Origin of the sequence: Streptomyces sp. NBC_00057 (assembly GCF_045041165.1) — a bacterium.
GTDB lineage: Bacteria > Actinomycetota > Actinomycetes > Streptomycetales > Streptomycetaceae > Streptomyces.
The window spans coordinates 8,474,883-8,495,519 of the sequence record NZ_CP108256.1; the positions used below are offsets into that span (position 1 = coordinate 8,474,883).

At 68.1% G+C, this 20,637-nt stretch carries 20 protein-coding genes and 4 pseudogenes; 16 read left to right on the forward strand and 8 right to left on the reverse strand.

Annotation, left to right across the window (positions count from 1 at the left end; all coding sequences use genetic code 11):
• Positions 1-36 precede the first annotated feature (36 nt).
• A complete protein-coding gene (locus tag OG953_RS39790) occupies positions 37-3,108 on the forward strand; it encodes a ThuA domain-containing protein (protein WP_405690669.1) in 3,072 nt (1,023 codons plus the stop codon).
• A gap of 94 nt (positions 3,109-3,202) precedes the next feature.
• Here the strand turns inward: OG953_RS39790 and OG953_RS39795 are convergent, their stop codons facing one another.
• Entirely contained in the window at positions 3,203-4,339 is a 1,137-nt protein-coding gene (locus tag OG953_RS39795; RefSeq protein WP_405690671.1) for an aminoglycoside phosphotransferase family protein, read from the reverse strand.
• Positions 4,340-4,570: 231 nt separating this feature from the next.
• Between OG953_RS39795 and OG953_RS39800 the strand changes: the two genes are divergently transcribed.
• On the forward strand, positions 4,571-6,070 hold the full coding sequence (locus OG953_RS39800; RefSeq protein WP_405690673.1) for a hypothetical protein: 1,500 nt from the start codon (positions 4,571-4,573) through the stop codon (positions 6,068-6,070).
• Between the two features lie 166 nt (positions 6,071-6,236).
• Here the strand turns inward: OG953_RS39800 and OG953_RS39805 are convergent, their stop codons facing one another.
• On the reverse strand, positions 6,237-7,682 hold the full coding sequence (locus OG953_RS39805) for a PP2C family protein-serine/threonine phosphatase (protein ID WP_405690675.1): 1,446 nt from the start codon (positions 7,680-7,682) through the stop codon (positions 6,237-6,239).
• A 413-nt stretch (positions 7,683-8,095) separates the two neighbouring features.
• On the opposite strand from OG953_RS39805, the gene rpmG reads away from it, so the two are divergent.
• Positions 8,096-8,260 (forward strand): 50S ribosomal protein L33, encoded by a 165-nt coding sequence (gene rpmG, locus OG953_RS39810; protein ID WP_405690677.1) that lies wholly within the window; start codon positions 8,096-8,098, stop codon positions 8,258-8,260.
• Between the two features lie 61 nt (positions 8,261-8,321).
• Complete coding sequence (locus OG953_RS39815) at positions 8,322-8,582, forward strand: type B 50S ribosomal protein L31 (protein WP_405690679.1); 261 nt, start codon at positions 8,322-8,324, stop codon at positions 8,580-8,582.
• 185 nt (positions 8,583-8,767) lie between these two features.
• On the opposite strand, the gene OG953_RS39820 is transcribed toward OG953_RS39815, so the two are convergent.
• Positions 8,768-9,424 (reverse strand): YoaK family protein, encoded by a 657-nt coding sequence (locus OG953_RS39820; protein WP_405690680.1) that lies wholly within the window; start codon positions 9,422-9,424, stop codon positions 8,768-8,770.
• Between the two features lie 128 nt (positions 9,425-9,552).
• Here OG953_RS39820 and OG953_RS39825 point away from each other — a divergent pair, with 128 nt between their 5' ends.
• The 3 genes from OG953_RS39825 (at position 9,553) to OG953_RS39835 (ending at position 11,230) form a co-directional block, all read left to right on the forward strand.
• Positions 9,553-10,332 (forward strand): tyrosine-protein phosphatase, encoded by a 780-nt coding sequence (locus OG953_RS39825; RefSeq protein WP_405690682.1) that lies wholly within the window; start codon positions 9,553-9,555, stop codon positions 10,330-10,332.
• 190 nt (positions 10,333-10,522) lie between these two features.
• Complete coding sequence (locus OG953_RS39830) at positions 10,523-10,675, forward strand: hypothetical protein (protein ID WP_405690685.1); 153 nt, start codon at positions 10,523-10,525, stop codon at positions 10,673-10,675.
• A gap of 42 nt (positions 10,676-10,717) precedes the next feature.
• Positions 10,718-11,230 carry a DinB family protein gene (locus tag OG953_RS39835; RefSeq protein ID WP_405690687.1) on the forward strand — a complete coding sequence of 171 codons (513 nt, stop codon included), beginning with the start codon at positions 10,718-10,720 and terminating at the stop codon, positions 11,228-11,230.
• A gap of 53 nt (positions 11,231-11,283) precedes the next feature.
• Here OG953_RS39835 and OG953_RS39840 read toward each other — a convergent pair whose 3' ends face one another.
• From OG953_RS39840 to OG953_RS39850, 3 genes and pseudogenes are all read right to left on the reverse strand, one after another.
• On the reverse strand, positions 11,284-11,625 hold the full coding sequence (locus tag OG953_RS39840; RefSeq protein WP_405692339.1) for a MarR family winged helix-turn-helix transcriptional regulator: 342 nt from the start codon (positions 11,623-11,625) through the stop codon (positions 11,284-11,286).
• A 73-nt stretch (positions 11,626-11,698) separates the two neighbouring features.
• Positions 11,699-12,157: pseudogene (locus OG953_RS39845) on the reverse strand (serine hydrolase domain-containing protein); the annotation flags it as partial.
• Between the two features lie 39 nt (positions 12,158-12,196).
• Positions 12,197-12,775, reverse strand: coding sequence for a PadR family transcriptional regulator (locus tag OG953_RS39850; protein WP_405690689.1), 579 nt, complete (start codon positions 12,773-12,775; stop codon positions 12,197-12,199).
• 82 nt (positions 12,776-12,857) lie between these two features.
• On the opposite strand from OG953_RS39850, the gene OG953_RS39855 reads away from it, so the two are divergent.
• The gene (locus OG953_RS39855; RefSeq protein ID WP_405690691.1) at positions 12,858-13,298 is read left to right on the forward strand and encodes a nuclear transport factor 2 family protein; all 441 of its coding nucleotides are present in this window, start codon (positions 12,858-12,860) and stop codon (positions 13,296-13,298) included.
• A 134-nt stretch (positions 13,299-13,432) separates the two neighbouring features.
• On the opposite strand, the gene OG953_RS39860 is transcribed toward OG953_RS39855, so the two are convergent.
• Positions 13,433-13,900: a DUF1348 family protein gene (locus tag OG953_RS39860; RefSeq protein ID WP_405690693.1), complete on the reverse strand. Its 468-nt coding sequence runs from the start codon at positions 13,898-13,900 to the stop codon at positions 13,433-13,435.
• 522 nt (positions 13,901-14,422) lie between these two features.
• Here OG953_RS39860 and OG953_RS39865 point away from each other — a divergent pair.
• A complete protein-coding gene (locus OG953_RS39865) occupies positions 14,423-14,563 on the forward strand; it encodes a hypothetical protein (protein WP_405690694.1) in 141 nt (46 codons plus the stop codon).
• A gap of 610 nt (positions 14,564-15,173) precedes the next feature.
• Here OG953_RS39865 and OG953_RS39870 read toward each other — a convergent pair.
• Positions 15,174-15,803: a hypothetical protein gene (locus OG953_RS39870; protein WP_405690697.1), complete on the reverse strand. Its 630-nt coding sequence runs from the start codon at positions 15,801-15,803 to the stop codon at positions 15,174-15,176.
• 519 nt (positions 15,804-16,322) lie between these two features.
• On the opposite strand from OG953_RS39870, the gene OG953_RS39875 reads away from it, so the two are divergent.
• The 7 genes and pseudogenes from OG953_RS39875 to OG953_RS39905 all read left to right on the forward strand — a co-directional run.
• Positions 16,323-16,961, forward strand: coding sequence for a hypothetical protein (locus OG953_RS39875; protein WP_405690698.1), 639 nt, complete (start codon positions 16,323-16,325; stop codon positions 16,959-16,961).
• 836 nt (positions 16,962-17,797) lie between these two features.
• Positions 17,798-17,914 (forward strand): annotated as a pseudogene (locus tag OG953_RS39880) (IS5/IS1182 family transposase); the annotation flags it as partial.
• Between the two features lie 393 nt (positions 17,915-18,307).
• Complete coding sequence (locus tag OG953_RS39885) at positions 18,308-18,742, forward strand: MarR family winged helix-turn-helix transcriptional regulator (protein WP_405690700.1); 435 nt, start codon at positions 18,308-18,310, stop codon at positions 18,740-18,742.
• Positions 18,739-19,200 carry a hypothetical protein gene (locus tag OG953_RS39890; RefSeq protein WP_405690702.1) on the forward strand — a complete coding sequence of 154 codons (462 nt, stop codon included), beginning with the start codon at positions 18,739-18,741 and terminating at the stop codon, positions 19,198-19,200. Before OG953_RS39885 ends, OG953_RS39890 begins: the two co-directional genes overlap by 4 nt.
• 112 nt (positions 19,201-19,312) lie before the next feature.
• Positions 19,313-19,792, forward strand: a complete 480-nt coding sequence (locus tag OG953_RS39895; protein WP_405690704.1) for a transposase family protein — start codon at positions 19,313-19,315, stop codon at positions 19,790-19,792.
• 226 nt (positions 19,793-20,018) lie between these two features.
• Positions 20,019-20,162: pseudogene (locus tag OG953_RS39900) on the forward strand (ATP-binding protein); the annotation flags it as partial.
• 327 nt (positions 20,163-20,489) lie between these two features.
• Positions 20,490-20,635 (forward strand): annotated as a pseudogene (locus tag OG953_RS39905) (MFS transporter); the annotation flags it as partial.
• Positions 20,636-20,637 lie beyond the last annotated feature (2 nt).

Below are 20,637 nucleotides of genomic sequence, written 5' to 3' on the forward strand. Positions count from 1 at the left end.
CATGCTCGTGACATACGGCATACGTTCATCGCGTTAGTGAGCGCACTGCTCCTCGCGTTGACCGTGCTGCCCGCGACCGCAGCCACCACCGGTAAGGCCCCCGCCTTCCGTGCCCTGCTCTTCACCCGCGCCGTCGGCTATGTGCACGCCTCCATTCCCGCCGGCATCCAGATGCTCAAGGAAGAGGCGGCCGCAAACAACTTCGAACTCGTCGAGACCGCCGACCCCGCCGTCTTCGACGACGCGTTGCTCAAGGACTTCGACGTCATCGTCATGCTGCAGAACTCCGGCATGGTCTGGGACACCGATGCCCAGCGCGAAGCGATGCAGACGTACGTACGCAACGGCGGCGGCGTCGTCGCCATCCACAACACCCTCGACATGGGGATCGAAGACTCCTTCCCCTGGTGGGACGAGGCCATCAACGGCGGCGTCCACATGCCCGCCCACTCACCCGGAGTCCTTCAGGGCACCGCCAAGGTCGCCGACCGCGTGCACCCCTCCACCGCAGGACTCCCGGAACGCTGGGAGCGCCCCGAGGAGTGGTACAACTTCGACAAGAACCCCCGTGGTGACGTCCACGTCCTGGTCACCGCCGACGAAACCACATACAACCCCGGCGGATCCGCCATGGGCGCCGACCACCCCATCTCCTGGTGCCGCAACACCGAGGGCGGCAGGGTCTGGGCAACTGCCATGGGCCACGACACGGCCTCGTACAGCGAAGCCGCCTTCCGCACCCATGTCATCGGCGGCGTCAAGTGGGCCGCGGGCAACAAGCCCGGCGACTGCGGCGGCACCGTCTGGAGCGGCTACGAGAAGGTCACTCTCGACGACAACACCGCCGACCCGATGGAGCTCGATGTCGCCAAGGACGGCCGCGTCTTCTACATCCAGCGCAGCGGCGAGGTGAACATCTACGACCCGGGCACCCACGCCACCACCACCGCCGGGAAGCTCGATGTCTACACCGGCGGCGAGGACGGCCTGGTCGGCATGGAACTCGACCCGGACTTCAAGAAGAACCACTGGATCTATCTCTACTACGCCCCCGCAGGCGCCACCGAGGACGTCAACCGGCTCTCCCGCTTCACGGTCAAGGGCAACACTCTCGAACTCACCAGCGAGAAGAAGCTCATCGACGTCCCCGCCTACCGCGACCGCACTTTCCCGGAGCCCGGACACACCGGAGGCGCCGTCGAGTTCGGCCCCGACCGCACGCTCTACCTCGGCGTCGGCGACGACACTCCGCCCAACCTCGACCCGAACTGGCAGGGTTACGCCCCGCTCGACTGGCGCGAGGGCAAGCAGATGCTGGACGCCGCCCGCACCGCGGGCAATACCAACGACCTGCGCGGCAAGATCCTGCGCATCAAGCCGAAGGACTCCGGCGGCTACACCATCCCCAAGGGCAACCTCTTCGCCGAGGGGACTGCGAAGACCCGCCCCGAGATCTACGCCATGGGCTTCCGCAATCCGTTCCGCTTCACCGTCGACCCGAAGACGGGCTACGTCCATGCCTCCGACTACGGGCCCGACCGCGGCCTGCCGACCACCGACCGCGGACCCGAGGGCCTCGTCGAGTACAACGTGATCAAGAAGGCCGGGAACTTCGGCTGGCCGTTCTGTCACGGCAACAACCAGGCGTACGCCCCGTACAACCCGGACACCAAGGAGGTCGGCGCCAAGTTCGACTGCGCCGCACCGGTCAATCCCTCGCCGAACAACACCGGTCTGACCGAACTCCCGCCGATCCAGCAGCCGGAGATCTGGTACGGCTACGGAGCATCGAAGGAGTTTCCCGAGGTCGGCAGCGGCGGCTCGGCCCCGATGAGCGGGCCCGTCTACCACTACGACAGCAAGAACCCGTCCACGACGAAGTTCCCCGCCTACTTCGAGGGCGCGAGCTTCTTCTACGAGTGGTCGCGCGACTACGTCAAGGAAGTCCGCTTCGACCAGGACGAGAAGCTCCTGAAGATCAATGGCTTCCTCTCCTCACAGAAGTTCAACAAGCCGATGGACATGACGTTCGGCCCCGACGGATCGCTGTACGTCCTCGAATGGGGCAGCTCCTTCGGCGGCGGCAACAACGACTCCGGGCTCTACCGCATCGACTACGCACAGGGACAGCGTGCGCCGGTCGCCAAGGCCGCCGCCTCCGCCAACGACGGCCCCGTACCGCTGAAGGTCGACTTCTCCAGCGAGGGCAGCAACGACCCCGACGGCGACACACTCAGCTACGCCTGGGACTTCGACGGCGACGGTACCTACGACTCCACCGACGCGAACCCCATCCACACCTACACGGTCAAGGGCGACTTCGCGGCCCAGCTCAAAGTCACCGACTCCACCGGCAAGTCCGGCTACGCCAACATTCCCGTCACCGCCGGCAACACCGCACCCAAGGTGACCATCGACTTCCCGGTCAGCGGCAAACTCATCGAGTTCGGCGACAAGATCCCGTACAAGGTCACGATCACCGATCCCGAGGACGGCCCGGTCGACTGCTCCAAGGTCACCGTCAACCCGGCACTGGGACACGACGACCACGAGCACCCCACCACCGACATCCCCGGCTGTGAAGGCACCGTGGACACCGGAGACCTGGGCGGCCACCCCGAAGGCGCGGATCTCACCTACGTACTCAACGCCAAGTACACAGACAAGGGTGGCGACGGCGTCTCCGCCCTTACCGGCTACGGTCGCGCCGTGCTCCAGCCGAAGCACAAGCAGGCGGAGTACTACGACGCCCAGTCAGGCACCCGGATCGTCGCCCAGGAAGGCGCCGAGAACGGCAAACGGATCGGAGACGTCTCCAACGGCGACTGGGTCGCCTTCGACCCGATGAGCGTCGAAGGCATCGGCACGGTCAGCTACCAGCTCTCCTCACCGTACGGGGTCGGCGCGATCGAACTGCGCGCGGACGCCCCCGACGGTCCTCTGCTCGCCACCACCCCGGTCCCCAACACGGGTGGCTGGGACAACTATCAGGCAACCCCGTCCGTGCCCGTCCAGGAACTGAAGGGCACCCACAAGCTGTATCTCGTCTTCACGTCCCCGCAGGACAATTCGTTCGACGTGGACGCAGTCGACTTCAAGAGCCCCTGACCGACCGCCCACCGACCGGAGGGAACAACACAACAGCGCGCTGCGGGCCCGGTGTGTCGGCACCGGACCCGCAGCGCGCGTCCCCGGGGCAGGGTCAGCGAGTGCCGACCGCGGCACGCACGGCCCGGCGGGCCATCGCGCAGTCGTCGTGCAGCCGACGCAGCAGCAGCCGCTGCTCCTCGCTCGACGAGAGCACACCCGGCCGGTCCTGACCGGCTCCCGCGGGCGCCGGCTCCCGCATGGCTCGCTGGACAGCCGTCTCGTACGTACGGATCTCCCGAGTCAGCACCAGCATCAGGTTCACCAGGAAAGCATCCCGCGCCGCAGGCCCCGCGGCCTGTGCCAGCTGGCTGATCTGACGCCGCGCGGCCGGAGCATCGCCCAGGACCGCCCAGAGCGTCGCCAGGTCGTAGCCCGGCAGATACCAGCCCGCGTGTTCCCAGTCAACCAGCACCGGACCCGTGGGCGACAGCAGGATGTTGGAGAGCAGCGCGTCGCCGTGACAGAACTGCCCCATGCCCTGACGGCCGCTCGCATGCGCCAGACCGTGCAGCAGCTTCTGCAGATCGCCCAGATCACGGTCGGTGAACAGCCCCAGCTCGTGATAGTGGGCGATTCGTGAGGCATAGTCCAGCGGAGCGTCGAAGAGCCCCGGAGCCGGCCGCCAGGCATTGACCCGGCTGATCGCGCCGAGCGCGGCCCGCACATCCGCACGGGGTGGCGCCTCCGACGGGTGCCGGGTCAGCGCAGCCACCCGGCCGGGCATCCGCTCGATCACCAGAGTGCAGTTCTCCGGGTCGGCCGCGATGAGCCGAGGCACCCGCACCGGCGGGCGGTGCCGGACGAACGCACGATATGCAGCTATTTCGTGACGGAACCGCTCCGACCATGCGGGGGAGTGGTCCAGTAAACACTTGGCGACCGCAGTGGTGCGACCGGTGGACCCGACCAGGAGCACCGAACGGCCGCTGCGGCGCAGCACCTGGACCGGATTGAACTCCGGGCAGATCCGGTGCACCGAGGCGATCACCATCCTCAGCTGAGCGCCCTGCGGGCCGGACAGGTCCAGCCGTCCGCTGAGCGGCGGGCCGCCCAACCCCGTCGGCCGCCGCGGCCGAACCGCGCCGGGTACCGGCGGAGCGGCATGCGGTGCGAGGTACGGCCCGCCGCCCGCCCCCAGGGGACGAAGTGGCCGGGGCGGGGCGGTCACGGAGGACGATGCTGTGTACATGGGCGAGACAGATCCCTTCGTGCGCCGACAAGTTGCGTGCACCGCCCCGGCCGGCGGCCGTTCGGCACCCTGGGGAGTACCTAGGGCTGCCGGGCGGGGTGGCGCTTTCCTACCTGACACCGGACCGCGGGTAGCAGACCATCTGGCGCACCCTGGCGAACCCTGGCGAATAGTCGCAACGCATCTGACAGGGGGTTACTGTCAACACAGCCGAGAACCTGGGGGCTTGAAGTGACCGGAGAACCCAACACCCGCCTGTCCGACCTGTTCGGCCTTGCCGGCTGGTCCAAGGGCGAACTCGCGAGAATGGTGAACCGGCAGGCGGCGGCCATGGGCCATCCGCAGCTGGCCACCGACACCTCGCGGGTGAGGCGTTGGATCGATATGGGGGAGTCCCCCCGCGATCCCGTGCCCAAAGTGCTGGCTGCCCTGTTCACCGAGCGGCTCGGTCGTGTCGTGACCATCGAGGACCTCGGGTTCGGCCGACGCGGGCGTGCGGGAAAACAGCGGGAGGTCGGGAAGCAGCACAATCCCGACGGACTGCCGTGGGCGCCCGAGCGGACGGCAGCGGTCCTCACCGAATTCACGGGAATGGACCTCATGCTCAACCGACGCGGCTTGGTGAGCGCGGGCGCCGCGCTCGCCGCAGGATCGACCATCACCGGCCCCATGCACGACTGGCTGCATACCGACCCTGTGCTGGCGGCCGATGCTCCACGGATCGACGACCCTCTGTACGCGGACCCAGCCGGATTCGACCGGTACGAGGCCGCGCCCATCGGGTCGGAGGAGATCGAGGCGCTGGAACGGTCCGTCGAGGTGTTCCGCGCCTGGGACGCGTCCCGGGGCGGCGGACTTCAGCGCAAGGCCGTGGTGGGCCAGCTCAACGAGGTGGGCGGCATGCTTGCCTTCCGCCACCCCGAACATCTGCAGCGCCGTCTCTGGGGCGTCGCGGCCAATCTCGCCGTACTCGCGGGATGGATGTCCCACGACATCGGTCTCGAACCGACCGCCCAGAAGTACTTCGTCATCGCCGCCCACGCGGCGCGCGAGGGCGGCGACCGCCCGCGCGCGGGCGAGGCGCTCTCCAGGGCGGCCCGTCAGATGATCCACCTGGGCCGTCCCGACGACGCCCTGGACCTGATGAAGCTCGCCAAGTCCGGCTCCGGAGACATGGTGCTGCCGCGAACCCAGGCCATGCTGCACACCATCGAGGCCTGGGCGCAGGCGTCCATGGGCCGGGGCCAGGCCATGCGCCGGACCCTCGGCAAGGCCGAGGAGCTCTTCGTATCGGACAAGAGCGATGTGCCGCCGCCCAGTTGGATGCAGCTGTTCGACGAGGCGGATCTGCACGGCATGCAGGCTCTGGCGTTCCGCACGCTCGCCGAACACGACCCGTCGGTGGCGATCGTGGCTCAGCGCCACGCCAAGCAGGCACTGGAGCTTCGGGTCAACGGGCGCCAGCGGTCCAAGATCTTCGACTACATCTCACTCGCCTCGGCGTGCTTCATCGCCGACGATCCCGAGCAGGCCGACCGCTATGCGCGGCTCGCCCTGGTGACGATGGGGGAGACCTCCTCGCACCGCACCTGGGACCGGCTGCGCGAGATGTACCGGCTGACGGGCCGGTTCGCGGGCTACGCGAAGATCGAGGACCTGCGCGAGGAGATCAAGCTCTCCCTGCCGCAGAGCTCCATCATCAAGCGGCCGAGGCGCTCGTCGGAGATCTGACATGCGGGCGCCGCAGTGAGCACACCCCGACCATCAACTGTCCGACCGACCACAGTCCGGCCACCGGTTGTCCGAGCACCGCACCCGTAGGCGGTTCACTCTCCTGTGTACCGCGCTGTGCCCGGTGTTACTCGTGTCCGTGTCTTCGCACGCGTGTCGCCGTGCCCTACGCCCCGACGCGGGCGATCAGCACGCACGCGTCGTCCAGGCGCGCGGTGCCACCGAATTCCGCGACGACCGTCCCTACGCACTCCTGTGCCGTACGGGCCTGCGCGAAGTGCGGTGCGAGGGCAAGCAGCGCCTCCGGGCCCGCACCCCGGTTGCTGTGACGGTTCAACCCGTCGGTGTGGAGTATCAGCACATCACCGGGCAGCAGGTGTACTTCGTCCTGCTCGTACGCGACCCCGGAAGCCGCGCCGAGCAGGACGCCGTCCGGTGGCGGCAGCGGGCGCCCCTCTCCGTTGCGGAACAGCAGCGGTGCGGGGTGCCCCGCCTGTGACCAGGCGAAGGTGCCGGTGGCCGGATCGAAACGGCAGCACACCGCACTGCCGAGAGCGGGCTGGGCGGAGGATTCCAGTAACTGATTGAGATGCCCCATGAGGGCCCCGGGCTCGATGCCGGCCACGGCCATCCCGCGCAGCGCGCCCAGCAGCATCGCCATGGCCGAGGTGGCCTGGATGCCGTGACCGGTCAGATCGCCGACCGTGAGGACGGTCCTGCCGTCCGGCAGTTCCAGCGCGTCGTACCAGTCACCGCCGATCAGGGAACTCGATTCCGACGGAAGGTAGTGGGCCGCGATGTCCAGCGCGCCCGCTCCCTGCGAAGGAAGCCGTAGCGAGCCCCGCCACGGGGGAAGCACGGCCTCCTGAAGCTCGACCGCCATCCGGTGCTCGGTCCGCGCCATGTGCTGTCGGCGCCGTAGCGAGTCATGGGTCGTGCGCACCACTTGCTGGCTGCGCCGCAGTTCGCTGACATCGCGCAGAACAGCCCACATGGAGGCCGTGCACCCGTCCGCGTCGAGGACGGGCTCGCCCATCATGTGGAGCGTGCGCATCCGGCCGTCGGTCCGCAGGATGCGGAATTCGCCGTCTATCGGCTTTCCGTCGACCAGGCAGTCGGTAACCAGTGCGGTGAGCAGTGGCTGGTCCTCGGGAAGGAGCACGGACGGGAGGTCGTCCAGCGAGAGAGGTCCCGCATCGGGGGACCTGCCGAAGATCTGGAACAACTCCTCGGACCAGGTGACCTCGTCGGTCAGCAGATTCCACTCGGCGCTGCCCACCCGGCCGATCAGCGAACCGGGCCGCGGCTCGTCGAAGGTGTCCTCCGCGGCGTCCTGCGTCGAAGTCCCCGTGGCCTGTTCCGAGGTCTCCGGCGCAAGGCCTTCCCTGAGCTGCCCCAGCTGTGTGCCGAGATCGTCGAGGTGATGGACCGCCAGATCACAGAGTGCGCGCTGCCAGCGCATCTCAGGGTCTTCCTCGTCGATCAGCACCGCGTCCCGCCGCACGGCATCCACGTCGCCACGCAACCGACGGGTCCGGTTGATCAACGCATCGACGGCATAGCGCTCGGGTGGCTGTGGGGTGGGGCGGTCCGCGGACAGATGGGACGGCATCTCGTACTCCGATACAGGCGCGGCACGACCAGGTCTGAAAGATGGACCGTAGACGACTGTTGCACAGGCTGCGGGACCCCGTAAGGGATTTGGCAACACTCGATGCGTTGTTGCTTCCGGCATATGCCACAGGCTGCGCTGGGCGCCGCTCCGTCGAACAGTCATGCTCTCGACGGATGTTGAAGCAAGTCACCCGGCGCCCGCAGACGGTTGTGCGCCTGCGCTCGCTGTTCCCCGGGCGGCGCGCCCGGCCGGAACGGGGCATATGCGAGGGGGCTCGCCATGGCGGGGGGTTCGAAGCGATTTATGGGCGGGAATGCGGCTGACCCCTCTCGCGTTACAGCACCAGAAGGAAAACGATACCCATTCCCATAAGGGGCGAGTGGGGTCGGCGCGAGAGAGTGGAGGCGTCCATGGCACGCAGTGAGACCCGCCCCGTTGTGACGCTCCGGTCAACGGCCGGAACGGGGCAGGGCTACGTGACGCGCAAGAACCGCCGGAACAATCCCGACCGGCTGGTCCTGCGCAAGTTCGACCCCGTCGTGGGGCAGCACGTCCTCTTCCGCGAGGAGCGCTGACCGCCGCACCCGCGTCGGACCCCTGATCCCATCCCCCTGTAGTGGCAAGGAAGGAACGCCCATGAAGTCCCGTATTCACCCCGTCTCCCGTCCGGTGGTCTTCCGTGACCGTGCGGCGGGGGTTGCCTTCCTGACCCGTTCGACCGCGGACGCGGATGAGCGAGTGACCTGGGAGGACGGTCGGAGCTATCCCGTCATCGACGTGGAGACCTCGTCGGCGAGTCACCCGTTCTACACCGGGACGAAGCAGGTGCTGGACACGGCCGGCCGTATCGAACAGTTCAACCGCCGCTACTGCAGTCAGGCACCCGCCGGCAGCTGATCCATACCCGGAAGACCTGATTCCGTGCCGTGAATCACAGTCGGGGTGCGGATTCTCGGGAACGGGGCGCGATGGTTTATTGTTCACCTATGTGTGGATGTCGCACATCGCGCCCGCACGTGAGCCGCCCCGGCCGGATTCCCCCGATCCGGCCGGGGCTTCCCTTTTCCCCGTGGTGGGCGCGGTCAGCCCCGGGAGAGTCTCCTGGGCACCGACTCGATCAGGAGCGCACCCACTGCGGGCGCCACGGCCACCGTGGCTGCGGCACCCGGCCAGAACCGCACCGCCAGCGCGGTCACTGCCGCCCCTGCCACGACCGCGATCAGCCGGCCGGCCACCCAGCCGTCCCCCTGGTTGCGCGACCGCAGCGTCACGCGGCTGACGAGGAACGTGAGCGTGCCTGTGAAGTAATTGGTGGGCGTCGCGCGGATACGGCCCTGAATCCCCATGGCCACGGCAATGAGTACCAGCAGTCCCAGCCGGTCCCCGTCGGAGGTGATCAGGTCCAGCGCCCACAGCACAGCCGCCGCCGCCAGCAGTGCCACTTCTATCAGCAGCATCACCGGCAGAGGCCACCGCAGCCGCTCGCTCATCCACGCACCGCACATGACCCCGAATCCGTACGAAACGAGTGCGGTGATCACACGCAGGGCCACCCAGTGCTCCCCGACACCGGCGGCGGAAGCGCCCAGCAGCACCAGATTCCCGGTCATCACTCCGGCGAAGACCTGACCGACACAGATGAAGACGAACGCGTCGGCAGCCCCGGAAGCGGCCGACAGAAGCAGCAGAGCCCATTCGCCCCGTGGATCGCGTCCGGTGAGGAGGGTAGGAGTAGACACGCCTGCATTCTCGGCTCAGCCCCTCCGAAGGCGCCGACTCGCAGCCGGTACGGCGCGGCGAGCGGGCCAAGGCCGAGCACCGGCACCGCGCCGTCGTGCACGGTGACATGACCTTAAAGTTCTGCATTGTGAACAGACACATAGCGTTCGAACGACTGCACAACTTCCGCGACGTGGGCGGATATCGGGGGTACGGCGGCCGCCCGGTCCGCTGGGGGAGGCTCTACCGATCCGACTCGCTGGGCAAGCTCCGGGGCGAGGACTGGGACCGCTTCCTGGCCCTCGGCGTCCGCACGGTCATCGACCTGCGTTACGACTGGGAGATCGCAGCCAAGGGGCGAGTGCCCGACGCACCGGGACTGCGCTACCACCACCTCAGCATCGAGCACCGGCCCTACGACCAGGCGGCACTGGGCCCGGATGTGGAGACCGGACGCTTCCTGGCGGACCGGTACGCAGAGGTCGCCCACGACGGAGTTGCCGAGCTCCGCTGCGCCCTGGACGTGCTCGCGGCCGAGGACAGCGGCCCCGTTGTCTTCCACTGCGCATCGGGCAAGGACCGCACCGGGCTGCTTGCCGCACTTGTTCTGTCCCTGCTCGGTGTGGCCGAGGACGACATCGTCGCCGACTTCACCCTCACCGAGCTCGCCACAGAACGGCTCCTGGCCGACTGGCGGGCGGACCACGCCGACCAGGACCCGGTCTGGCCCGGTTACGGCCGGGCGCCCGCCGGCATCATGCGGTTGTTCCTGGCGGATCTCGCCGCGACCCACGGCTCCGTCCGCGAATACACCGCCGAACTCCTGGGTGCTGACGAGGAATTGGTGGCTGCGCTGCGCAGAAACCTCCTCGAACCCGCGGGGGAGGGCCGGTCCGGCGCACGCGGCACGACTGTCGGGAGCGCCTGAGTCGGCCCGTGCGGGTTCGCGGAGACGATTCTCGCGTGGTCTGCTCGCGGGCCTGCTCGCATGTCTGCTCGCCAACCGGGCGGCCGGCCCAGGCCCCGAGCTTCCTTCCGCCGGAGCTCCTGGACCTGGGCCGGGACACCCGATCGGCCCGTGGCCGATTGCTGGCCGCTCCCTTCCGGCCCGACGTGGGGTGACGCCGTATGCGCCGACGGCGCACAAATCACTCGCCGACGAGTGGGGCGGGGAAGGGCTGCTTGTCCTGTTCCTGGTGCTCGGAGTGGCCGTCAGCATCACCACATCCATCACGACCACCTGGCCGACGGAGCCCACGGACGGCATGTGAAAACCCTGTCCCGATCCGGCGCGCACAAGGCAAGATCACGGGATGACATGGACAGCGCCTGATGTGAAACGCACGCCCGGTTCACTCGTGGCCGGTGAGCGGGAGATGCTCACGGGCTATCTCGCCTGGTTCCGCAGCACCCTGTTGCACAAGTGCGCCGGCCTGAACGGGGCGCAGCTCGCCGAACAGACGGTATCGCCGTCGAATCTCACACTTCTCGGACTGATCCGCCACATGGCGAAGGTCGAACGCGTCTGGTTCCGGCAGCGGTTCGCCGGTCAGATGCTCGACCCCATGTACGACCCCGAGAAGGGCAAGGACGCGGACTTCGAGGACCTGGACCCGGCCCGCGCCGCCGAGGACTATGCGCGCCTCGTCGAGGAATGCCGACTGGCGGACGAGATCGTTGCCGATGCCTCGTTGGACGACACCTTCACCCATGCCGACGAGGTGTACTCACTGCGCATGGTCCACGTCCACATGATCTCGGAGTACGCGCGCCACAGCGGCCACGCCGACCTGTTGCGCGAGCGGATCGACGGTGTGACGGGGTGATGATGCGCCACTGAGAGAGCCACGGCCCGATAGCCGCTCAGGCGCCGGGGGAGTCAGGCCCGCGGTGCGCGGTCCCGGTGCCGGGTCGAGCAGGGCGATGTCCGCCGCGAGGGCGGCGAAAGATCCGTGCCGACTCCGGCTGCCGCCATGCGACGACGCAGGGCGGCCGCCGGCGCCGAGGAGGCGTCGGCCGCGGCGGACAGTCCGACGGGAGGCAGGGCGGCATAGGTCACTCTGCGGTCGGAGCACGAGGCCCGCCGCTCCAGCAGGCCCGCCTCGCAGAGCCGGTCGACGACCTTGGTGATCCCGGCGGTGGAGAACCCCATCAGCTGAGACAGCTGGTTCATCGGGGCAGCGTGCTCCGGCACCGTCAGCAGGTGCCAGAGGACCTGCAGCCGACGAGGATGTGGAGTGCGACTTCAGCCGCTTCGTCCGGGTGACGGTCGCCAGGAGCCGGTCCGGTGTCCCCCGGTCGTATCGGTGGGCCAGGATCAGCTCAGGCGTGCTCGTGTCGATGACATCGGGTCCGCTCTTGCTCGGCAGACCGCTGGTGTGCGTCAGCAGGTGGGAGATGCGGATATCCGGATATTCGGCGGGAAGCAGCCCGGGGAGGCAGAGCTGAACAGGTGTGGGCGGCTCGACCCGGTGCTCATGGATGAGTTGCAGGACGACGGTCGCGAGGAACGCCTTGCTGACGCTGCCGATCCGGACCCGATCGCCGGGCCGGATCGTCCGTCCGCTGCGCTGGTCGGCGACCCCAGAAGTGCCGTACCAGCTTCCGCTTCTGCCGCCGACACGCAGCTGGACGCCGGTCGCCGACGGATGTCGCAGGTCGTCGATGGCGGCCTGCAGGGCATGGATCGCCGTCTCGGAGGCGCCGTGATTCCGGCACGGCGAGGCCGGAGAGTGCGCCGTCCACCGACGCAACGACGGACAGGCGGTGGGATCGGAACAGCCTGGTACCGGCTAGGCATCGTCGCTCTCCGCCGCAACAGCCTGTCGTCGGCGCAGGAGGGCGGCGATCCGGAGGCACCAGTCCCTGTTCTCCTCCTCGAAGGCGAGGCCCCGCAGACAGGTCAGATATGGTCCGATTCGCTCGCCCCTGAGCAGAAACTCGTCCTCGTCCATCTCGCCGCGCAGTTGCCGCAACAGGTTGCCGAAGAGCTCGACCTTGGCCGAGGCGGCGGCCGCCCGTTCGTCCAGCTGATCGATGACTGGACCGCTTCCGATGTGATCGGAGGCCTGGACCTTGACGACCAGGTCATCGCGGATGAACCCTGGCTTCGCACTGGCCGCGGCGAATTGCTCCAGCTCGGCCATCCCGGCGTCGGTGACATGGAACAGCCGCTTGTTGGGCCGGGTCTCCTGCACCACCTGCCGGCCCGCGACCAGCCCGTCCTTCTCCAGCTTGGCCAGTTCGGCGTACAGCTGCTGAGGCAGTGCGTGCCAGAAGTTCGCCACGCCGACGTCGAAGACCTTGGCCAGCTGATACCCGCTGTACTCCCCGTCCAGCAGTGCCGCGAGCACCGCATGCCGCAAGGCCATGGCCCCGCCCCTTCCCTTTCGCTGCCTGCCCCTTCATGATACTCATAAAATTGAGTAGTCAGATTATTGAGTATGGAGGCTGATGATGTCTGCCGAGACCGCGGACCGTTTCCGCGCCGCCGTCGAAAAGCGCGATCTCGCCGCACTGGACGGCCTGTTCACCGAGGACGTGCGGCTCTACAGCCCGGTGAAGTTCACTCCGTTCGAAGGGCGGCCCATGGTGCTTGGGCTGTTCGGGGTCCTGCTGCGTACGTTCGAGGGATTCCGCTACATCGGCCACTTCGACGGATCGGCCGAGACCAGCACGGACGGGGTACAGGCCCCGTCCGAGATTCTGCTCTTCCGGGCGAATGTGAACGGCAAGCAGATACATGGCATCGACCTGCTGCAGTTCGACGAGGCGGGCCTGATCAAGGAGTTCACGGTAATGGTCCGCCCGCAGTCCGCGGTGCAGGCCCTGGGCGCGGCCGTCCTGGAGGGGCTGGTCGCGGAGGGCCTCGTCCCGGCTCCGGACGCCGGCTGAATCGCGCCACGACGGTGGGAAGGGGCACCCGATGGAGTGCGCGCATATCCCGTATCCCGCAAGGGTCGCCCCTTCCTGCCGCCTGCGGCCCTTTCCTGCAGACTGCGGCCGGCTGTCCCCGCCTGGTCGGCTCGTCAGAGGGCGAGGTCGCTCAGTCCGGGGTGACCGTCCGGCCGGCGGCCCAGCGGCCAGTGGTACTTCCTGTCGGATTCCCGGATCGGTACGTCGTTGATGGACGCGTGCCGGGCACTCATGAGCCCGTTCGCGTCGAACTCCCAGTTCTCGTTGCCGTACGAGCGGTACCAGTTGCCCGAGTCGTCATGGCACTCGTACGCGAACCGCACCGCGATCCGGTTGCCGTCGAATGCCCAGAGCTCCTTGATGAGCCGGTAGTCGAGTTCCCTGGCCCATTTCCGGGCCAGGAAGGCGACGATTTCGTCGCGCCCGGTAACCCATTCGGCGCGATTTCGCCACCGGGAGTCCTCGGTGTAGGCGAGTGCCACCTTCTCGGGCGTCCGGGAGTTCCAGCCGTCCTCGGCCAGCCTGACCTTCTCGATCGCCGACTCGCGCGTGAACGGCGGAACGGGGGGACGTGCAGTCATGCTTTCTCCTGTGGCATGTGATCTCGGCGTGAGCCCCGAGGGTATGGCCAGTTGGACCCGGTGAGGGCTGACCGAAAGTCGCTTGTGTCGTCAACTCCGGCTGAAGTCGTCGCTCTTGACGTGGACGCATCGGTGGGTATCGTCCAACTGGACGAGGCTGCGTTCGGGGACGAATCGTCGGGTGGCCTCGACGAGGCGGGTGGATCTGGCCTTCGGTGCCAGATGCCGGCTGGGACGGCAGGTACGCCTTCCGTAACACCCTCGGCTCCTCCAAACCTCATTTCTGGGCAGGTGAGCGATGGGAAGACGTCAGGGACTTCGCTGATCCGAGCCTGCGCACCGCTTTGCTTCACTGCTGTTCCGGCAGGGGCTTGAGAGTATGTAGCTGGGGAGGAATCCAAAGACATACCCGTGCGGGAGTGCCCCCGGGACGCGGACCTTCTGTTGTGGTGCCCACCGGGCGCTGTCTCCGCGATCAGGCGGTACTGGGTTCAGGCGCAGCCTGAACTTGACACTCTGCGAGTGCCGTTCGCGGAGCGCGCCGCAGTACCACAGGGCTGGATCTGTGACTTTGAGTCGTTCGCCGAGTTCCTCATGGGGTGGGGCGAAGTCGTCGTGGAAGCCGACCACCGCGGCTGGGGCGTCGTTGGACTTCGCTGCTGACCCCCGGAGCGCTGAGTGGTCCAACAGCGAAGGCGTTCAAGCGCACGCGACTGGGGAGCCAAGGCCAACTACGCAGTCTCGACGACCCGCACGAGTACGTACGCCACGCCGCCCGACCCCCGAAACCGCCTGCGGGGTGCTATTCCGGCTGCTGCGGGACACCGACACCGCACAGACGGCGGCCGGCACCCGGCACTGCCTGTCCATGTCATGGGCCGGATGAGGCCAGATGACCCAGTAGCTCCCTGCTGGCTCCCCGCTACAACCAGCGCCCTTTCAGGAACATGACCGCGAGGTACCGCTCGGTGTTCCGCGACTGACGCTGCACCGGGCGTTCAGCGCACGCAAGGAGAGGAACGACAGGCTGCTCGCCGGCCTCTACGTGGCCGTCGGCAGCGAACGGCGGGCGGAGGTGGCCCGGCTGCTGGAGGCGTTCGACGGGCGCAGTATCTCCGAGCCGGTTCAGCCGGCGCGTCGGCCCGGTCCGTGTCTCGGGCAAGGCGATGGAGGATGCCCTGCAGTGCGCCCGGCAGGCCTGCCCCCGGACATTGTTGAGCTCGACGATGACGAGGGCGGGCAGGGGCGGGCCGGAGCCGGCGCCCATCAGCCGTCACGCGGTCTTGCCCAGCAGGTCATTGATCGCCTGGAGCACGACGTCCTGGCGCTCCCCGTGGAGCCGGCTGTGCCCGGCGTCGTCGAGGATCCGGTGCTCACCGTGCGGGACTGACGCAGCCGGCTGCGCGTGCAGCGTGGTCTTGGCTTCGTTGATCTTGCGCAGTGTCTGCGCGGACCACAGCTGGGCCTGGGTGTCGTCGTGCCTCAGGACGGTGAGCACGATCAGCGGCACATTCGGGAGGCCCGGTGCGTTCCGGAGCTCGTCGGCGACCTCGTCGTAGAGATTCCGGCCCTCATGCGGACCGGCCGGTCCGCTGCCGCCTGGCTGTCGGCGGTGTTTCGGTGCAGTCTTACTGTCGTCGGTGGTCCGGTCGTGAGCGTAAGAGCCGTGCTCGCCGCCCCGTTCGGCCGTGGCCTGGTAGGTCGTGCCTGTCCGTGTCGCGAGGTTGTCCTCGACTGCCTGGGTCCGGAGTGTGTCGAACCGGCTCAGTGCGTTGTCTGGGGCGTCGATTGCGGGGACTGGCTGGATGGGCGGGCTGATCCTGTCCAGGACCTCCAGGAGGGGATGGCGCTGTTTGGTGGAGAAGAAGCGCTCCGGTGCGTGGATTCTCGGGCTCGTACTCACAAGGACCGGTCGCCTGGCGACGGCATCGCCGGCGCGGGAGGGACAGGTCGGCTGCTTGCTGGGTGCGCCTGGCTGCGTTGCAGGCAGGGGCGAGCCTGCTGTGCCGTGGTCGGGCCGCACGGCACCCCTCCGCCTCGACCGGTTGCGTGCCGGGGCCGGCAACGGCTCTACGGACGGTCACTGCAGGTCAGGGCAGGCGGGACCATGAATGACGGGCATTCAGGACGACGGCAGGCACCTGCGGCCTGTCCTGTGTCAACAAAGACACGCTGTCACCAAGGGTGAGCGGGCATCAGGAAGTCGCCCGGACAGGCTAATGGCACATCAACTACCCAATATATGAAAGGAATTGATGTTTCATCAGATTAAATGGAAATAGCATATGGGTGTCTCGTGTACCCCGATTGGCGCCCTGGCCTCAACCCTTCAACGTGTCCGATATGACAGCTTTGGGGGCCGTTAGTACGTTCAATCACGGGCCAGCTGCTCAGCCGGCCTCTCTGAGACAGGAGAAGTGACATGGTTACGCGTTCCACCGTCGTTACCGCCGCTCTCGCGGCCGCCGCGGCCCTGGCCGCCACCGGCATCACCTACGCCTCGGCCGCCTCCTCCGAGCCGGCCCAGGCGGCCCCGGTCGTCCAGCAGGCCGCCGCCCCCGTGTCGGCCCTCAACGGCGGCGAGTCCGGCAACGGCAACGAGGGCAAGGGCAACGAGGGCAAGGGCAACGAGGGCAAGGGTGGCTACGAGGGCAAGGGTGGCTACGAGAACAACAAGGGTGGTGGCCGCGAGAACAAGGGCCACCGGGAGCACTTCAGGGGCCGTATCCAGATCAACGAGCGCACCTACACCGCCGAAGGCGGCGGCTGCGTCACGGTGGTCAGCGGTCTCGGTTCCAAGACCCTCAACATCCGCAACGAAAGCCGCCGGACCGTCGAGGTCTTCCGTGGCGCGACCTGCGACAACGGCGCCCCGCTGGCGACCGTCGGTCCCTGGAGCTCCAGCGACGGCGTCCACCCGGGCCGTGTCCGGGGCGGCGTGAAGGTCCACAACGGAGTCGTGGGCAGCTTCCGAGTGATCGAGCGCCACCACGGCGGCGGCTACGGCGGCGGCGACGAGGGCGGCGACTTCGGCGGCGGCGACGAGGGCGGCGACTACTGAGACCGGTGATCGAGCACCATCACGGTGGCCGGTAACCGAGCACCCCTACAAAGGCCGGTGATCGATTCACCCGCCTGACACAGAACCCCGGCCCGCCGGAATCGGGCCGGGGTTCCAGTCTGGAACCTTCTGCCACGCCATACTAGAGCCGGACGGCGAGGCGCTGCCAGCCCAGCCGCGCACCGTACACGGCCTTCCCCTTCCAGCAGGACCCTGCGACCCGGGCGGCACAACGTGGCACCGGCGCGGCAGATGCCGCCCACGTCCCGGCCGCCCAGGAATCCGCCCGAGCGGTACGGATGGGCCCCCGATCGCCCCTTCCCGCCTCCGCGGTCGAATGTGCACCGCACTGTTCCTTGTTGCCTCCCGGTGTCCGTGCCCCGGCGGCCAACACTCGGAAGCGGACACTGATGGTCAAACGGCCGGCCCATGGACAGTGCGAGTTCTCGGTCCACCGGCGCCGGCGCGTGTCACCTCTGGCAGGGCTTCGCCAGGTGGAGCCGTGCCTGGTCCAGGGGCAGGTCAAGCGTCTCTCTCAGGGCTTGCAGGACGGGGATGAGGCTCTACTCCTTGTTCGCGAGGGGGAGACGCGCGAGCCCGTGTTCTGCCAGCAGGGCGCGCCGGTCTTTGCTCCTTGAGTGATCACCGGGCTCCTTGCCTTCGGGCACCAACCAGTGGATCACCGAGCAAGCCTGCTCGTCATCACGGTGCCAGCGCCGTCGGCGGCAAGGGTTCATGGCACCGTCCGTAGCCCAGGAGGGCCCAGAGGGTATGGACACAGCGGCGGGCCGGGGCGAGGAGGGCCTGGGTGTGACCCATTCCCTCGGCGCTCTGGCTCCACCTCGTGCCGCGCTCATCAGCACGTGGCAGGAGCCCACACCCGTCCACCACGAATCCCCGGCAGACGCGTCAGGCCGGCGCGACACCGCCCCGACGAGGCCCCGGGCCGTTCATGAGGTGGGCTGACCTGCAAAATTCATCTGGCTGGCGGGGGTGGGTGCCATCCGCTCGCGTTCGCCGACCGTCGGCGCCGAGGCAGCAAGGGTGGCCGGCCCACCGACCATGGCACGGTCACTGTCGCCGCGTTCCGCGCTCCACCCGCTCCAGGAGCGCGGGGACGCGATCGACGTGGCCGCAGTAGGCGCGCATCTGTGCCCAGTTCGCCACCAAGGCATCCAGTGCCCTGAGGCGGCCAAGGGCGACCCCGTATTGGCCGGCACCGCCACGGACGTCTCTGGCTCTGCCCGAACCACTGGACAGGCCTTACGGCGCGGGGAGCGATTGAGGTCGGACATGGCTCCGGTCTCACTTGCAGCAGTTAATACGAAATCGTATAGTTCGAAATCGTGAAATCCGAATCCGTGCCATCTGAGTGGTCGGCTCTGCTTGCTCTGCAGCGGGCTACCCACGCCACCCTGCAAGTGCTCGCCGCAGAGCTCGTCGACCTGGACCTGACTGCCTCCGAGATCAACGCACTGGCCAACCTGGCCGACGGCCGAGGCCGGACCGTGTCCGAACTCGGCGCGGCCGTGGGCACCCGCCCCACCACGCTGACCAGCGTCCTGGACCGCCTGGAACGACGCGGCCACATCACCCGCGGCGCCAGCCCGGGAGACCGCCGCGCGGTGCTCATCGAACTCACCTCCTCCGGACAGCTGACCGCCACCACGATCCGACAGGCCATCACCGGCCTGGAGCATCGCGCGCTCGACGGCCTGCCGACGGACGCGATCGCAGGCCTGCGCGCTGCCCTGCAAGCCCTGACCCAGGTGCCCTCATGACCGCTCATCCCCCGCACGCTGCCAACGCGCCCGACTTCGAAGCCTTGATGGCCGAAGTAATGGCAACCACCAAGCGGTTCGGCCACCGGGAACATGTCCATCTGACGTGGCTGGCCGTGCGGCGGGTCGGTGTGCGCGCGGCGGTCGGCCTGGTCAGCGACGGCATCCAGCGCACCGCCCGCTATGCGGGGACGCCCCAGAAGTACCACGCGACCGTCAGCCGGGCCTGGGTGGAGCTGGTCGGTCACCACGCGGCCGAACACGGCGAAGACGACTTCACCGCGTTCGCCGACCACCACCCCGCCCTGCTCGACAAGCGACTCCTGACAGCCCGCTTCTACCGTCCGTCGACGCTGGCCTCCTCGCAGGCGAAGACAGGCTGGGTCGAGCCCGACCTCGCTCCCTTCCCGTGGTGGGACGCCGGCCGGGGGCAGCCCCGGGAGGAAGAGGAACGGTGACCGTAACCGGGCAACGGCCGGGCGGGTTCAGCAGGTTGTGAAGGCTGGCTGGGCCCGTGCGGCCTGTTCCCATCCTGTCCTGACGGGCCTCTCCCGCGCACATCTCGTCGAGTTGATCGAAGAACTCGCCGCCAAGTGGCAGGCCGTCCGGGAGTCGGCGCTGCGCGAACGACGCGGTGGGGCCCGGCGACGGGCCGCCGGTGCGGGTCCCGAGCAACGCATGGTGTTCACCGACCGGCTGATGGTCACCCTGGGTCACCTGCGGCTGGGGCTGCCGCACGCGGCGCTGGCGGAGCTGTACTCGGTGGACCGCTCCACTGTCTCCGGGGCGATCCGTCAGGTCCGCCCGCTGCTGGCGGCCCGCGGCTTCGTCGTCCCGGATCGTCCGGGAGTTCGGTTGCGCTCGCTGGAGGACCTGTTCGCCTACGCTGACGCTGTGGGTGTCAAGCTGCGGATCGACGGCACCGAGGCGCAGGTCCGCCGTCCCCGCGCGGGGCACGTCGTTAGCCGTCGGAGGACGGGTGGCCAACGGCGAGCCGGAACTGCTGCGCGCCTTGCCGACGTCCTGGCCCCGGCCGACCTGGGGCATTGACCTGGTCGACGGCGGCGCGACCTGCTGCTCAGCGGCTCCCGAAGTCACCGCCAAACGGCATCCGCAGAAGCCGACACAGCCAGAGGCCGCCATTCGCAGGGTTGGCTTGCCCAGGGGCGTCCGGTGTGTCTTTCAGTGGTGACAGCCCTGCCAGGGATGTGAAGCGTGTGCTGACCGTGGTTCGGTTCCGGAATCCACTCGCGGAGTGGTGTGTAGGGTCGGAAGCCTGATCATCTGGTTGAACGGCACCTTCGGTGCAGGCAAGACCACCACCGCGAAAGAGCTGACCGCTCGCATTCCGGACTCCAGGCTCTTGGACACGGAGAAGGTCGGGGAGATGCTGTGGCACGTACTGGGGGCTCGCGAGCAGGTCACAGTGGCGGACTGGACCATGTCCGGCCGATCCGTGGGGAACCGATCACCGGATGTGTCCGGGTGGAGAGTTCGCCGTGGTGACCGGGACGGAGCCGGACGGTTCGCCGTTCAATGCCGTTGTTCGTGATCGGGGCATCACCGTGTGGGTGAACGCCGGTAGGGACGCCGATGTCTTCGACAAGCATGGCAAGCCTGACGTCATGCGGGCACCGGCGTCCCGCCGATGTCGGATTCTGATGGTTCTCCCCCGGTCGCGTGCGGAGCCGGATGGCAAGTGCTGCTGGTATAACAGTGCCGAGAAAGCCGTAGCCACGTTTGTCTCATACCGGCTGGCCCCCAGGTCCTGATGACCAACGCGGCCTCGATCCTGGTCGGGTTCGCGATGTATGCCCAGCCCCGGTCGTACCCCAGCTGCTCCAGCTGCCCGAGAGCACCGGCCATGGCCCGGGCCAGTCCATGCTCGCCATACA

Excerpts from the sequence above, each read along its gene's own strand:
- OG953_RS39795 (WP_405690671.1), bottom strand. The coding sequence starts at position 4,339 with ATGTACACAGCATCGTCCTCCGTGACCGCCCCGCCCCGGCCACTTCGT.
- OG953_RS39805 (WP_405690675.1), bottom strand. The coding sequence starts at position 7,682 with ATGCCGTCCCATCTGTCCGCGGACCGCCCCACCCCACAGCCACCCGAG.
- rpmG (WP_405690677.1), top strand. The coding sequence starts at position 8,096 with ATGGCACGCAGTGAGACCCGCCCCGTTGTGACGCTCCGGTCAACGGCC.
- OG953_RS39815 (WP_405690679.1), top strand. The coding sequence starts at position 8,322 with ATGAAGTCCCGTATTCACCCCGTCTCCCGTCCGGTGGTCTTCCGTGAC.
- OG953_RS39835 (WP_405690687.1), top strand. The coding sequence starts at position 10,718 with ATGACATGGACAGCGCCTGATGTGAAACGCACGCCCGGTTCACTCGTG.
- OG953_RS39850 (WP_405690689.1), bottom strand. The coding sequence starts at position 12,775 with ATGGCCTTGCGGCATGCGGTGCTCGCGGCACTGCTGGACGGGGAGTAC.
- OG953_RS39855 (WP_405690691.1), top strand. The coding sequence starts at position 12,858 with ATGATGTCTGCCGAGACCGCGGACCGTTTCCGCGCCGCCGTCGAAAAG.
- OG953_RS39860 (WP_405690693.1), bottom strand. The coding sequence starts at position 13,900 with ATGACTGCACGTCCCCCCGTTCCGCCGTTCACGCGCGAGTCGGCGATC.
- OG953_RS39875 (WP_405690698.1), top strand. The coding sequence starts at position 16,323 with ATGGTTACGCGTTCCACCGTCGTTACCGCCGCTCTCGCGGCCGCCGCG.
- OG953_RS39890 (WP_405690702.1), top strand. The coding sequence starts at position 18,739 with ATGACCGCTCATCCCCCGCACGCTGCCAACGCGCCCGACTTCGAAGCC.